This is a genomic window from Lentimicrobium sp. S6 (genome assembly GCF_013166635.1).
Classification (GTDB): domain Bacteria; phylum Bacteroidota; class Bacteroidia; order Bacteroidales; family UBA12170; genus UBA12170.
Genome location: NZ_JABKBZ010000010.1, coordinates 62389 through 76773, shown reverse-complemented (window position 1 = coordinate 76773; position 14385 = coordinate 62389). Strand labels below are relative to the sequence as shown.

At 33.7% G+C, this 14385-nt stretch carries 11 protein-coding genes; 3 read left to right on the top strand and 8 right to left on the bottom strand.

Going from position 1 to position 14385, the window contains the following annotated elements:
* Nucleotides 1-2 precede the first annotated feature (2 nt).
* The 4 genes from HNS40_RS05795 to HNS40_RS05780 form a co-directional block, all read right to left on the bottom strand.
* The gene (locus tag HNS40_RS05795) at nt 3-1346 is read right to left on the bottom strand and encodes a sigma-54 dependent transcriptional regulator (RefSeq protein ID WP_172278614.1); all 1344 of its coding nucleotides are present in this window, start codon (nt 1344-1346) and stop codon (nt 3-5) included.
* 191 nt (nt 1347-1537) lie between these two features.
* Nucleotides 1538-2719, bottom strand: a complete 1182-nt coding sequence (locus HNS40_RS05790; RefSeq protein ID WP_172278612.1) for a PLP-dependent aspartate aminotransferase family protein — start codon at nt 2717-2719, stop codon at nt 1538-1540.
* 146 nt (nt 2720-2865) lie between these two features.
* On the bottom strand, nt 2866-3204 hold the full coding sequence (locus tag HNS40_RS05785; protein ID WP_172278610.1) for a NifB/NifX family molybdenum-iron cluster-binding protein: 339 nt from the start codon (nt 3202-3204) through the stop codon (nt 2866-2868).
* Nucleotides 3201-3524, bottom strand: a complete 324-nt coding sequence (locus HNS40_RS05780; protein WP_172278608.1) for a hypothetical protein — start codon at nt 3522-3524, stop codon at nt 3201-3203. Before HNS40_RS05780 ends, HNS40_RS05785 begins: the two co-directional genes overlap by 4 nt.
* A 167-nt stretch (nt 3525-3691) precedes the next feature.
* Between HNS40_RS05780 and HNS40_RS05775 the strand changes: the two genes are divergently transcribed.
* The 3 genes from HNS40_RS05775 to HNS40_RS05765 all read left to right on the top strand — a co-directional run bounded on the left by HNS40_RS05775 (nt 3692) and on the right by HNS40_RS05765 (nt 11410).
* Complete coding sequence (locus HNS40_RS05775; RefSeq protein ID WP_172278606.1) at nt 3692-5272, top strand: FGGY-family carbohydrate kinase; 1581 nt, start codon at nt 3692-3694, stop codon at nt 5270-5272.
* A 250-nt stretch (nt 5273-5522) separates the two neighbouring features.
* Nucleotides 5523-8750, top strand: coding sequence for a S41 family peptidase (locus tag HNS40_RS05770; protein WP_172278604.1), 3228 nt, complete (start codon nt 5523-5525; stop codon nt 8748-8750).
* 152 nt (nt 8751-8902) lie between these two features.
* Nucleotides 8903-11410, top strand: coding sequence for a transporter substrate-binding domain-containing protein (locus HNS40_RS05765; RefSeq protein ID WP_172278602.1), 2508 nt, complete (start codon nt 8903-8905; stop codon nt 11408-11410).
* A 43-nt stretch (nt 11411-11453) separates the two neighbouring features.
* On the opposite strand, the gene HNS40_RS05760 is transcribed toward HNS40_RS05765, so the two are convergent.
* The 4 genes from HNS40_RS05760 to HNS40_RS05745 all read right to left on the bottom strand — a co-directional run bounded on the left by HNS40_RS05760 (nt 11454) and on the right by HNS40_RS05745 (nt 14366).
* The gene (locus HNS40_RS05760; RefSeq protein ID WP_172278600.1) at nt 11454-11705 is read right to left on the bottom strand and encodes a hypothetical protein; all 252 of its coding nucleotides are present in this window, start codon (nt 11703-11705) and stop codon (nt 11454-11456) included.
* A gap of 151 nt (nt 11706-11856) precedes the next feature.
* Nucleotides 11857-12312, bottom strand: a complete 456-nt coding sequence (locus HNS40_RS05755) for an isoprenylcysteine carboxylmethyltransferase family protein (protein ID WP_172278598.1) — start codon at nt 12310-12312, stop codon at nt 11857-11859.
* Nucleotides 12290-12850: a hypothetical protein gene (locus HNS40_RS05750; RefSeq protein WP_172278596.1), complete on the bottom strand. Its 561-nt coding sequence runs from the start codon at nt 12848-12850 to the stop codon at nt 12290-12292. The genes HNS40_RS05755 and HNS40_RS05750 overlap by 23 nt, the downstream gene beginning before the upstream one ends.
* 73 nt (nt 12851-12923) lie before the next feature.
* Nucleotides 12924-14366 carry a nodulation protein NfeD gene (locus HNS40_RS05745; RefSeq protein WP_253916255.1) on the bottom strand — a complete coding sequence of 481 codons (1443 nt, stop codon included), beginning with the start codon at nt 14364-14366 and terminating at the stop codon, nt 12924-12926.
* Nucleotides 14367-14385 lie beyond the last annotated feature (19 nt).

Sequence of the window (14385 nt, the reverse complement as noted above, 5' to 3'; positions counted from 1 at the left end):
TATTAAGAATATTGTTCTTCTTCTTCTTTTATCATATTGTAGATACTTGATTTACCAATATCCAATTTTTTGGCGACCAGTCTAACCTTATTATCATATTTCTTGAGGAAATACTTAATGATTTTTTGATGGTATTCTTTCATAGATAATTCTTCGGAGAATATGTCTTCCACAGAACCTAAAGAACTGAAATTAATATCTGATGCTTCTATCATATCTTCATTGGACATCACAACAGCTAATTCACTTATCGATTTCAATTCTCTTACATTGCCAGGGAAGTGATAACTTTTTAGTTTTTCTTGAGCAGAGAGCCCTAATTTTTTATCCGTCATGCCATTATTAGCGCAAAATTCGCCAATAAAATGTTTGGCTAATAAAAGTACATCACCTTCCCTAGCTCTCAATGGTGGGATTTGAATGGGTAATCCAAGTAACCTATAGTATAAATCTTCTCTAAACTCCCCTTTTCTAACTAAATCGGATAAATTTTTATGGGTAGCTACTATAAGACGAACATTCAATCGAATAGTAGTATTCCCACCTATTCTTGTTAACTCGTTTTCTTGTAAAACCCTTAAAATCTTACTCTGCATTCCCCAATCCATGTCACCTATTTCATCTAAAAATAGAGTTCCATTATTGGCCTCCTCAAATTTACCATATTTACGACTATTGGCACCCGTAAAAGCCCCTTTCTCGTAACCGAATAACTCACTTTCAATTAGTTCGTTTGGAATAGCAGACACATTCACGGCAATAAAACCTTCTTTGCTTCTTGAAGAATTATAATGAATAGCTTTGGCAACCAATTCTTTTCCAGTTCCAGTTTCTCCAGAAATACTCACATTAATATTGGTTTTGGTTGCTTTTTCAATAAGGTTATAAATGCTTTTGATGGGTTTGCTATTTCCTCTAATTAGTTTATTATAGGCGTATTTATTCTCAACTTCTGCTTCTAGTAATTCAATCTTTTTCTCGTAGCCACTTAACCTACTTATCTTCTCCATCGACATCCAAAGTCGATCTTTTAAATCCGTGTCTTTTACGTAGTAATCAAATGCACCATCGCGCATTAAGTTAACAGCAACCTTTATATCGCTCTGAGACGACATGATAATGATAAATGTTTTGGGATTGAACTTATGAAAGGCTTTCATAATTTCATTTCCATTCATTCCAGGCAAGTGATAATCTAAAATAATAAGCTCTGGATTCTTATATTTATTAGCTAAAGCTTCTTTACCATTGGTATAGTGCTCTACTTCATTATCTGGATTTAGCCCAAGGTAGTATTTGATACTTTTGGCAAATACTAAATCATCTTCTACTACAAATATTTTCAATGGTCTGACTTTTGGTTATAAACAAATATAACAATCATTTTGGGAAAATCAAAGCCTTATTTCCAATATTTGGAATTATTTTCCATAAAAATAAAAATCATGGTTAAACTAGGCATAAAAAAACTGTCTAAAAAAGCTAAATATGCATTTAGTTTATTAGACAGTCCTTTCAAATATTTTTTAAAAGATATTTAAATAGCAGCTAAAGCTTGATCTAAATCTTTAATAATATCTTCTACATCTTCAATACCAATAGCTAAACGAATTAATCCTTTAGTAATTCCTCCAGCCAATTGTTTTTCGTCACTTAGTTTACTATGTGTCATGCTTGCAGGATGTTGAATAAGAGTTTCTACTCCGCCTAAAGAAACAGCTAAAAGAGCTAATTTCACACTATCCATAACTACTTTACCTGCTTTTACACCACCTTTAACTTCGAAGGAAATCATAGAGCCAGGACCGCTCATTTGGCTTTTTCCTAAATGGTATTGCGGGTGAGACTTAAGCCCAGGATATTTTACCCATTCTACTTTAGGATGGGCTTCTAAATATTCTGCAACTTTTTGTGCACTTTCTTGAGCACGATCTATTCTAATTCCTAAAGTCTTTAAACCACGACGAGTTAACCAAGCTTGATGTGGATCCATATTACAACCAATATTCACCATTACACCTCTAAGGTTTTTATAATCCTCCTCAGTTTTTGTAATAACCATACCAGCAACGATATCAGCGTGCCCATTGATAAACTTTGTCATGGAATGAAGTACGATATCAGCACCTAAATCTAAAGGTTTTTGTAAATAAGGAGAACAAAAAGTATTATCAACAACCAATTTGATGTTAAACTCCTTTGCAATTTCTGCCATTGCTTTCAAATCAGTAATGCCAATAGTTGGATTAGCTGGCGTTTCAACATATAAAACCTTAGTATTTTCTTGGATGGCATCTCTAACGCTTTGTACATTTGTTGCATCTACATAAGTTGATTCAACCTTGAATTTAGGATAAAGAGTTTCCATGATTCCTCTGGAAGGTCCATAAACAGCATTATGACTAACTATATGATCACCAGATCCTAAAAGGCCTAAATAAACCACATTAACGGCAGCCATCCCTGATGAAGTAGCAATACCATCGAAACCATTTTCTAAGTCTGCAACAGCCTTTTCTAACTCTCTAGTATTAGGGTTAGCAATACGAGTATATATATAACCTGGATCTTCTCCAGAAAAACAAGCAGCTCCATGATTTGCATCTTTAAAAGCAAATGTGGAAGTTTGATAAATTGGGCTTACGGCACTCATCTTTTCATCATGAATAGCACCACTATGGATCAATTTTGAATTGAAACCTGCATTTTTAGTATCCATTATTTTCTATTTTTTTATGGTTGCAAAAGTAAAAATTAAAATGAAACAAATATCTTGATTTCCAATGGATTCAATCTAAATAGATGATAAATATGAAAGCTAAATTTCGAATCATCAGATTTTTACTTTTTAATTTATGTCTTTTATTAATGAGAACAATGATTCCCACCAGAACTTAAAGTATTATTAATCAAATCATTGACCAATTCAGCTGGTGCCTTTGGAGATACACCAACAAATACATTAATATTGTGTTGTAGAAATATTTGAATGGCTTGCTGTCCCATTCCTCCTGTGATTACATCTGTTGCTCCAACTTCTTTTAACCATCGTGGCAATACGCCTGGTTCATGTGCTGGAGGCGTTAACTTTTGTTCGGCAATTATTTTTCCATCTTCTACTTCTATCAATGCAAATATTTTTGCATGACCAAAATGAGTGCTCATATTTCCATTTTCCACTGGAATCGCAACTTTTTTATTCATCGTATTTTATTTTTATTAATATTTGATATCACATTTTCAGCTGAATCATAATCAATACTACTCGAATATCTGATGAGCAAATCATTGAGATATGACTTGGCTTTTGGCCCTAAATCCCTTGCAAATACAATCTCAACAAGATGGTCTTTTAAATATTTAGAGAAGCATATTGCTTTCATTAGTTGAGGCTCACATATAGGAAGAGGTATTATTTGTTTTATTTTCTTATCTGAGTCATAGATAAGAAACACCGATGCATCTGATAAACAATCTCCTACAGTCATCTTTAATTGATTCTCAATCACTATTGCAATTATCATAATTCAATTTTATTTTGCAAATATAATGAACATATTCTCATTATAAACAATTTCTTTTTAATTATTGAAATAAATTCCTTTAATTTGATTGCATAAATTTGATAACCATATTTTTCAATTTTATCATTTTTCACAGGGGGGGAAAGACTAATTCGGAACATCTAATCATGAATAATAATTATAAAAAAGAAACATTTGTAATAGCCATTGATGCTGGTACACAATCTATTCGTGCAGCACTAATAAATTTAAAGGGTGAGGTTTGTAAAATTGAAAAAACAGAAATTGAACCATATACCTCTTCTGAACCGGGATTTGCCGAACAAGATGCTGACTATTTATGGAATAAACTTTGTGAAACCACACAAGGTTTAATGAAAAATATTTCAATTCCTATAAAAAATATTAAAGGAATCTCCATTACTACACAAAGAGGTAGCGTAGTAAATTTGGATAGGGATGGGAAACCATTACGTCCTGCAATTATCTGGCTAGATCAAAGAAAGGCCAAACTTGATAGATTCCCAACAGGAATGATAAAAAAAGGATTATTGATGATTAATCTATATGGTTCTATTACGCATGCTATTAAAGATGGGGAATCGAATTGGCTCAAACAAAATCAGCCAGAGATATGGAATAAAACATATAAATATCTTTTCTTATCAGGCTATTTTAATTATAAATTAACTGGCAAATATATTGACTCTATAGGGAGTACAGTAGGTTATATGCCATTTAATTATAAAAAACAACAATGGTGTAAGCCTGGAGAGTTTAATTCCAAAATGTTTCCCATTTCTTCGTCTAAACTTGCTGAATTAGTTAAACCTTCGGAGTTGCTAGGCCATATTAGTAAACAAGCTATGAAGGAGACAGGCCTTCCAGAAGGTCTTCCTGTCATTGCAGCCGCCGCGGATAAAGCCTGCGAAGTTTTAGGCAGTGGATGCATGACCCCTGATATTGCCTGTTTAAGTTTTGGCACTACAGCAACAGTCGAAACTGTCCACCCTAAGTATAGAGAAGTCATTCGCTTTTTCCCCTCCTATCCTTCTGCCATCCCTAACCATTTCAATACTGAATTTATGATTTACAGAGGTTATTGGATGATTAACTGGTTTAAGAATGAATTTGGATATAGAGAGATTGAGAAATCAAAAGAAACAGGAATACCAGCTGAAAGGCAATTCGACGAAATGATAAAAGACATACCACCTGGTTCCATGGGATTAACCTTACAACCTTATTGGTCACCAGGCATAAGAATCCCAGGCGTAGAAGCTAAAGGAGCCATTATTGGTTTTGGAGATGTGCATACCCGTGCGCATATTTATAAGGCCATACTTGAAGGACTCACTTACAGCCTCAAACAAGGAGCAAGAAGAACCGAGAAAAAAACAGGAGTAAAGATTAAGAAACTTAGAGTATCGGGAGGAGGTTCTCAAAGTGAAATCGCTATGCAAATGACAGCAGATATTTTTGGTCTCACAGTGGAAAAGCCACATACTTTTGAAACCTCAGCTTTAGGCGCTGCTATCAATTGTGCAGTTGGTTTGGGATTATATCCCACCTTTGAATCAGCTATTGAACAAATGTGCCATATAGAAAAAACATTTGAGCCCAATCCTGCAAATGTAGAAATCTACCGTAGATTATATAAAAAGGTATATCGAAAACTATATCGTAGACTAAAACCATTATATAATCACATCAGACATATCATAGATTACCCAAAAATAGAAAAATAGTCATTTTTTTGTGTCCGATATTGTACAGTTCTGCACTACAGCGAACAGATATTATTTCGTGTTTTTATTCTGTTTTTTCTATATATTTGATTGCTTGTAATTTATAAATAGTGGCACACTTTATGAAAAGAGATAATTGGTTTTACAAAAATTATCTCATATTAGAATGCTTACAGGCCTTTAGTGATTAAAGGCCTGTAATTTTTAAACTAATTTGTAACCATCGTTATTTTCAAAAAAAATAAAATCAATGAAAAAATTCTTAGCATTTTTCCTAAGTATTCTGTTTGTAAGCAGCTTTGCTCAGGAAAGTAAAATGATGAGATTTCCTACTATGCATGGAAATCAAGTAGTATTCACCTATGCTGGTGATTTATACACGGTAGCCAAAACAGGCGGAATTGCTCGTAAAATGACCAATGATGAAGGCTTCGAAATGTTCGCCAAATTTTCTCCTGATGGAAAAAGCATCGCTTTCACTGGACAAATGGATGGAAATACAGAAGTTTACACAATGGCTGCTCAAGGTGGCCAACCAGAAAGACTCACTTATACAGCCACTCTAGGTCGTGATGATGTGAGTGATCGCATGGGTCCTAATAATATAGTAATGACTTGGAAAGACAATGAAAACATTGTTTTCAGAAGTAGAAAACAGACTTTCAATTCTTTTAAAGGAAGTCTTTTTATGGTCAATATCGATGGAGAACTCGACGAACAACTTCCTTTCTCCTATGGAGGATTCTGTTCGTATTCACCTGACACAAAAAAAATAGCTTATAATAGAGTTTTTCGTGAATTTAGAACTTGGAAATACTACCAAGGGGGTATGGCTGATGATGTCTGGATCTATGATTTTACTTCTGAAGAAACGATCAATATCACAGATAATGTACATCAAGATATCTTCCCTATGTGGCATGAAGATAAAGTATACTATATTTCCGATAGAGATAGAGTCATGAACTTGTTTGAGTATGATATAAATACCAAACAAACTAAGAAAGTCACTAAATTTGATCGATATGATATTAAATTTCCAAGTTTAGGTGATAACGGGATCATCTTTGAAAATGGTGGAGAATTGCATTATTATGATTTTGCAAGCTCGACTACTGAGAAAGTTGAAGTTACTATTCTAAACGATTTTCCAGAAACTAGAGCACAATTAAAAGATGCTTCTAAAAGCATCAGTTCGTGGGCAGTATCTCCTGATGGGAATAGAGTGGTTTTTGGCGCAAGAGGTGATGTTTTCACCCTTCCTGCTAAAAGTGGAATCACACGTAACTTAACTGAAACATCTGGTGTTCATGAAAGAAATGTAGAATGGTCACCAAAAGGGAAATACATTAGCTATATCTCTGATGTTTCTGGTGAGGATGAAATCTATATTGTTAATCAAAACGGACAAGAAGAAGCCATCCAACTAACAAAAGACTCTGACACTTATAAATTCAATCCTATTTGGTCTCCTGATGGAAAATATCTTTTATGGGGTGATAAGAAACTTCGTTTGCAAATGATAAATGTAGAAACTAAAACGGTATCTATTGTAGCGCAAGCGGAATCATGGGAAATGAGAGATTATGCTTGGTCACCTGATAGCAAATGGATCACCTATACCCTTCCACAGAGTGGAACAGTTAGTAAAGTAATGGTCTATAATATTGATGATAAATCAACAAATGCAATTACCAACGATTGGTATGATGCAAATTCTCCATCTTTTAGCAGTGATGGGAAATACCTCTTCTTTGTTTCAGGAAGAGATTTTAATCCTATCTATAGCAGAACAGAATGGAACCATGCCTACCAAGAAATGGATAAAATATACTTTGTTAGTTTAGAAAAATCAACTCCTTCCCCATTTGCACCTGAAAATGATGAGGTAAAAATTGAGGAGACTGATAAAAAAGAAGCTGACAAAAAAGAGGAAGAATCTGAATTAAGTGTAAGAATTGACTTCGATGGTATTTATGATCGTACGATCGCCATGCCTGTGGACGTAGCTAATTATTGGAATGTTTCGGCCATTGATGACAATGTATATTTTGCAAAATGGAGTCGTGGTGCTAAAGGTGTCGAACTTCATAAATACAATTTGAAGAGCCAAAGCGACGATGTGATTGGTAGTTCTGGAAGTTATGTGATAACAGCAGACCATAAAAAAATGTTTATTTCCGATCAAGGCAAATACGCCGTTATCCCTTTACCACAATCGAAAATAAATGTTAAGGATTGGATCTCAACCAAAAACATGAAAGTCATGGTGGAACCAAAAGACGAATGGAATCAAATCTACAATGATGCATGGAGACAAATGAGAGATTTCTTTTATGATGAAAAAATGCATGGTGTAGATTGGAAAAACATTCAAAGCAAATATTCAAGCCTAGTTCCTTATGTAAACAACCGCTACGATCTCACCTATATAATGGGTGAAATGATTGGTGAACTCAGTGTCGGACATGCCTATATCAATGGTGGTGATGTGATTAAACCTGAAAGAGTAAAAATGGGTCTTTTAGGTGCTCAGCTTACTCAAGATAAGAATGGTTATTATAAAATTGAAAGAATCCTCCGTGGACAAAATTGGAACAAATCGGTTCGATCGCCATTAAGCGATGTGGGAGTAAATATTAGCGAAGGAGATTATATCCTTGCTGTAGATGGAAAATCAGTGAAAGAAGTGAAGAATATCTTCGAATTATTAGTGAATAAAGCAGATATCGAAGTCATTTTAACGGTAAATAGCAAATCTAGCACTGAGGGAGGTCATGATGAAATCATTATCCCTATTAAAGATGAAGCCAGTTTATACTATTACGATTGGGTTCAATCTAATATTGACAAGGTAAATAAAGCTACTAATGGCCAAGTTGGATATATTCATATTCCAGATATGGGACCAGAAGGTTTAAATGAATTTGTTAAGCATTTTTATCCACAATTAAATAAGAAAGCTTTAATTATTGATGATAGAGGAAATGGTGGTGGAAACGTTTCTCCAATGATTATCGAAAGGTTAAATAGAGAATTAACCATGTATGGAATGGCTCGAAATACTGGTATCACAACTAAACCAGCTCAAATTCTAAATGGTCCAAAAGTTCTACTTCTCGACAACTATTCCGCATCTGATGGAGATTTATTCCCATATCAATTCAAGAAATTAGGAATTGGAACCACCATTGGTGTTCGTTCTTGGGGTGGTGTTGTTGGAATTAGAGGAAGCTTACCATTTATTGATGGTGCTGACTTAAGAAAGCCTGAGTTTGCACCTTTTGATGTAGAAGGTAAAAAATGGGTTATTGAAGGATATGGAGTTGATCCTGACATTGAAATTAGAAACGATCCAGCTAAAGAATTCAAGGGTATAGACCAACAATTAGACAAGGCGATAGAAGTTATTCTTGAGCAGATGAAAGCTTATCCTGAAACACCTCAAATACCAACCAAACCAAACAAGAGTAAATAAATCAAGTAAAATAGAGTATCAATTTTATCTCTAATCAAAAACAAAAGTAGCCGAAGTGTATTTTTACATTTCGGCTTTTTTTATTTAATATGTACGGTGCTTATAACCAAATATGTATATTTGTAAAATCAAAATTTCTTCATTAAACGAAAATGTATACGCATTCAAAACTTCAATTCACCACTATTCTGCTATTGATTTTTTTATCTTTCACTTTGATATCAAAGGCAGAGGAAAATAAACGAGTTATTAAAGTTGGTGCCGATTACGCCTACTACCCTTATGAATTTATCAATGAATTCAACCAAGCCGATGGCTTCGATATTGATATTGTAAAAGCGATATGCAAAGAAATTGACGTGGACATAGAATTCCAAACAGGAAATTGGTTAAGTGTTAAAAAAGACATCGAAGCTGGAAATATTGATTTGGTAGCTGGAATGTATTACCTTCCTGATAGAGCTGAAAAAGTTCATTTCAGTATGCCGTATATAATCATTACCCACAGCATTTTTGTTAAGGATGGTGATTATTGGCAAAGTTTAAAAGATGTAAGAGATCAGAATAACTTAAAAGTAGTTGTGGAGAATAGTAGCATACTTCATAAGTACCTTACAACAGCTGGTATTTCAACCGACAGAATTCTGCCTGTAGAAAATCAGTTAGATGCTTTAAAGATAGTATCAGAAACACCAAACACTTGTGCGCTTCTCCCCGATCTTCAAGGCAAATACATAGCCAAAAAAAATGGTTTCAAAGACATTACCACAGTAGGCTTACCTATTCTTCCTCGTGAATATTCTGTTGCTGTGAATCTAAAAGATACCGCTCTTCTAAATCAAGTAAATGATGCCATCACCAAAATCCAATATGATGGTACTTATCAGAAGATCTACAGCAAATGGTTTGGAGATTACCAAGCTGACAAACAAAGCTTTATAAACTTGAGCCTTTTGGAAATCATTCTTATCTCCCTGCTTTTTCTAATCTGTATCACCTATTTTTATCACTTTATTCAGTGGCAAAAAGTTTTAAATAAAAGAGAAGATCAATTGCATTTAGAAGAGTATGAAAGGCAAAAGATAATTACTAGCTTAAATAAAAAAGAAAATCTTCTAAGAAAAATAACCGAGAATACACCTTATGCTATTGCCATATTAAATGCGGAAGAGCAATTTACTTTTGTCAATAGAATGTTTGAAATTGAATTTGGTTATACTAGAAAAGAAATAAGCAATATCAAGCAACTCTTTTTTTCACTCATTTCAAATAAAGAATACAGAGCAGAAGTTATATCTAAGTTTGAGTATAACAAGTTAAAGCACATTGGTAACCAAAACCATAAAAATAGATTCCTCCAAATAATTAAAACATTAGATATAAATAAGAGAGAAAAAAGTATTCAAATTCAAATGATTAATTTAGGAGAAAACCAATCATTACTGCTATTTGAGAATATTTCAGAACAATTAGGTCATCAAAACAAACTTGAGGAAGCTAAATTAAAAGCTGAGTCGGCTGATCAATTAAAATCTTCTTTCTTAGCCAATATCAGCCATGAAATCCGTACACCAATGAACGCCATCATTGGTTTCTCTTCACTACTCTCTCAAGAAGAAGTCTATAAAGAAGATAAACAAGTATATAGTTCATTAATTAAGAAAAATGGTAATGTGTTAATGCTATTGATCCAAGATATTATTGATTTCAGTAAAATAGAAGCTGGAAAACTAAATATATATCCCCAATTAGTAGAGCTCAATCAGATCATTACGGATGCATATAATGTGACAAAGGAGGATTTCAGTGTCAAGATTCCAAAGCCCATCCAATTTAAATTGTCCATGCCTGAGGATTCAGAACATACACAATACTATGTTAGAGTTGATCCTAACAGATTAGCACAAGTACTATCGAATATACTGACTAATGCCTTTAAATATACTGATAAAGGAAGTATCGAGATTGGCTTTAAGGAAATTAACAATAGACATCTGAGAATTTATATTGAAGATACTGGCATTGGCATAAAGAAAGAAGATCATACTTTAATTTTCAATCGTTTTTCAAGGGTAGAAAGTGAAGCCATGCAATCAAGAGGTGGCACAGGATTAGGTTTGGCTATTTCATATCAAATTTTAAAACTATTTGGCTCTGAACTAAAATTTGAAAGTGAATCTGGAAAAGGTTCTAAATTTTATTTCGACCTCCCTTTCTACGAAAGCTTTGGCGAAAAAACAGATTCCAAACTCTCAGGATTTAGCTCCTCAAAAAAAATTGATTATAATTGGATGAATAAAACCATTCTTATTGTTGAAGACAATATGGAAAATTGCAAATACCTTAATACGATTCTTTTAAATACTCATGCTCACGTCATCACTTGTAAAACAGGAAATGAAGCCATTGAAACCATTAAGAATAACAAGAAAATTGATATCGTTTTATTAGATTGGTTATTACCAGATATTAAAGCAGAAGAAGTGGTAAGAATAAGCAAAAAAAAATTAAAAAAAGCCCCTATCATTGTACTAACAGCTTTGGCGCTAATTGAAGACAAAACCTATATTGAGTCGAAAAATATTGATGAATATATGTCGAAACCATTCGATAAAGAATACCTATTATTTAGGATGAATCATTTTCTGTTTGGAATATAACTACCCATTAACTATCGACACCCTATTTTCAATGAACAGTGAATTAGTCTGAACCAAAAATGGTAAGCTGTTTATAATCTTCTGGTTTTGGCTCTCTAAAAAGACTGAGTTGCATCTCATCAATCTCCCTTTTTCCTATTTTCTCATCTGTAAACTCATCTGTATAGGATTTTAAAAGACCTTTAATGAGTTTATTTGGTGTGATTTTCTCTATTCCACAATAATTTTGCAAACTAGAGTATTGTCTATTACTCAGTTTAAAACTCATCTGCTTAAATCGTCTTCGCTTGGCCATGATACATAGCTTGATTATGAAGATAAAATTATAAGAAATATGAGCTAAGAAAAAATGATTTTCAAATACTTATTCACTATAAAGACCTGAATAACTATTAGTATCAAAAAAAATTGCAAAAGGCTAGTTTAGTGAAAAATACAACAAATAGTTAGTAGACAAAAGGTATAATCTTTTTAGTTTTTTTTTGGTATATTTTATATTCTGGAAACTGATGGAGGAGGTTTTTCTCTTCAAAATTAATCTTAAAAATGAGTGTAAGGTATAAAATCAAGACGACGGAAAGTCGCCATAAGTTATATGAGTTAACAAGCTCTGGTAGAGTAAATAAAAAAATAGAAGTATACATGGGATGGCGTATCATGGCATAAGGACCAGACTTTCTCAACTCACCATTTATTACAGGAGTTGGGGTGATATTAAAATTACCAATTCGCATCACCCAGATAGCCCAAAGACCTACAAAAACTCCTAAAACCTGTACCATTAACAAAACCAAATGATTCGCCAATACTGGAGCAGTAAACATAACTATAAAAAGGCTGGAGAATTGCAGGAAGACCAAAAGATAGGCGTAGGTTGGCTTACTTTCCTTCTTTCTTTGCATTCAAAGCTTTTTCAGCATCTTCATATGCATCCTCATAAGTCTTCAATTTCTTGGAGAGTAAATCTAATTTTTTATCGGCTTTATCCATCATTCTGACCGCTGTTGACATATCTTTATCACCAGCCTTTATCTCGTTTTGAGCTAGCTTTAAATCGGCTTTATACTTCGTAGTCAATTCACGAAGTTCAACTTTTGCAGCTGCTACTTCTGCTCTATCTTTACTTTTAGCGGCCTTGTTTAATGGTTTACTATCTGTTTTATATTGTTTTTCAATGGCTTTAACCTGATCGCGCGCTGCCATTTTACGAAGTTTACCTGCATCATCTAATTGTTCACCTGCAACAAACAAACTATCAGCTGATTCTATTTGCCTCTTAACAGTCACTAATTTTACTCTGTTTGCTTCTACTTTGTCTTCTGCTTTCTGTAGTGCAATTTCTTCTCTACTCATTTCAGTCTGAGCCATAGAAGATAAACCTGAAAATACAATAATAACAATAAGAATAAGTTTTGTGGAAAGTAGATAAATATTTTTCATAGTATGATATTTTGTTTGAGCTGACTAAATTACATTAATTGTGATTATTATTCAAATGGAAATGAATATGATTTTATTTTCTTGATTTACGCACCATTAATTGTGCATTTTCATAACCTACCACTTCAACTTCATCCCCTTTTTCTATAAAATTACTTAATGAAACAGCATCATACATTTGCCCATCCACCATTACTTTGCCAGAAGGACGTAATACAGTGAAGGCTTGCCCTATTTCACCTATGGAATTCTTATAAGATTCTAAATCAATACCAAAGCCTTCCTCTCTTTCTTGGGTGGTAGCCAAAGCCAGATTAAACATGGATTGGGTTGAAAATAATTTCTTACTCAAGTAATAAGAACCAATAAGGCCTAAAAGAGAGGAAAAAGAAACAACGATTAGCGCATTAATTATTGCCGTAACATTTGGAAGTGTAAATTTAAATCCATCATTATCAACCATGGCCAATGCCAAGGATGTCACAATAAGTACGATTCCTGAAATGCCAAAGAATCCAAAACCAGGCACCACAAACAGCTCAATGGCCAGAAGAATAACACCAACAAAAAATATAATAACCTCCCAATTTTCTACCAATCCTTCCAAATACAGTGGAGCAAAATAAAGCACAGCTGCAAAAATAGAAGCCGCTAAAGGAAAACCAATACCAGGAGATTGCAATTCAAAGTATAAGCCTCCAACTATTAGCATAATTAGAATACCGCTAACCATAGGATTCACCAACAACCTGATAATTTTATCACTTGCTTTGAGTTCCTGATGGTATATCTCGTAATTCTCCACTCCTGCTCTAGTTAAAAGTTCAGCAAGGGATTCCACTTGTGCTTCACAAAAACCATTTGCTATAGCCTCTGAAGTTGTAAAAGTTAATACCATACTGGAGTCAATAACATCCTCTATTTTTATTCTGGGATCGACCATAGCTTGAGCAATTTGAGGATCTCTACCTGTAGCTTCTGCAGTACTTCGCATCATAGAACGCATATAGCTTTGATATTTATCAGGCATGGCTTCTCCAGTTTGATTCACCACAGTTGCTGCACCAATATTTGCTCCTGCTACCATATATATACTATCACAAGCTATGGAAATTAAAGCCCCAGCACTTGCAGCATTATTATCTATCAAAACATAAACTGGAATATCAGAATTTAAAATCGCCGTTCTAATGGAATCAGCTGCATCCACCATCCCCCCATAAGTATTCATATGTATGAGCATCAAATCATATTCTTTTTCATGAGCCTCCTCAAATGCTTTCTGGGTAAGATGCCAAACAGGAGGAGCTATCTCTTCCATGATATCGAGTTGATATACTTTAAACAGGGTTGAATCAGAAGAAACTGACTCAGCATTACTATTTATTGTAAGGACCAGAAAAAAGGCAAAACATAAAGCAAATCTTAAAAAAGAATCATTCATTCGAGTGCTTTTTCTCTTTATCATTTCTTGAATTTTCATCATTTCTGAACTTATATGTTTTATTGCTTTCATAATATCCGTATTAAAATGG

What these genes read in the sequence shown, in the direction of transcription:
- HNS40_RS05790 (WP_172278612.1), bottom strand. Translation starts at nt 2,719, where the DNA reads ATGGATACTAAAAATGCAGGTTTCAATTCAAAATTGATCCATAGTGGT.
- HNS40_RS05785 (WP_172278610.1), bottom strand. Translation starts at nt 3,204, where the DNA reads ATGAATAAAAAAGTTGCGATTCCAGTGGAAAATGGAAATATGAGCACT.
- HNS40_RS05780 (WP_172278608.1), bottom strand. Translation starts at nt 3,524, where the DNA reads ATGATAATTGCAATAGTGATTGAGAATCAATTAAAGATGACTGTAGGA.
- HNS40_RS05775 (WP_172278606.1), top strand. Translation starts at nt 3,692, where the DNA reads ATGAATAATAATTATAAAAAAGAAACATTTGTAATAGCCATTGATGCT.
- HNS40_RS05770 (WP_172278604.1), top strand. Translation starts at nt 5,523, where the DNA reads ATGAAAAAATTCTTAGCATTTTTCCTAAGTATTCTGTTTGTAAGCAGC.
- HNS40_RS05765 (WP_172278602.1), top strand. Translation starts at nt 8,903, where the DNA reads ATGTATACGCATTCAAAACTTCAATTCACCACTATTCTGCTATTGATT.
- HNS40_RS05760 (WP_172278600.1), bottom strand. Translation starts at nt 11,705, where the DNA reads ATGGCCAAGCGAAGACGATTTAAGCAGATGAGTTTTAAACTGAGTAAT.
- HNS40_RS05755 (WP_172278598.1), bottom strand. Translation starts at nt 12,312, where the DNA reads ATGCAAAGAAAGAAGGAAAGTAAGCCAACCTACGCCTATCTTTTGGTC.
- HNS40_RS05750 (WP_172278596.1), bottom strand. Translation starts at nt 12,850, where the DNA reads ATGAAAAATATTTATCTACTTTCCACAAAACTTATTCTTATTGTTATT.
- HNS40_RS05745 (WP_253916255.1), bottom strand. Translation starts at nt 14,366, where the DNA reads ATGAAAGCAATAAAACATATAAGTTCAGAAATGATGAAAATTCAAGAA.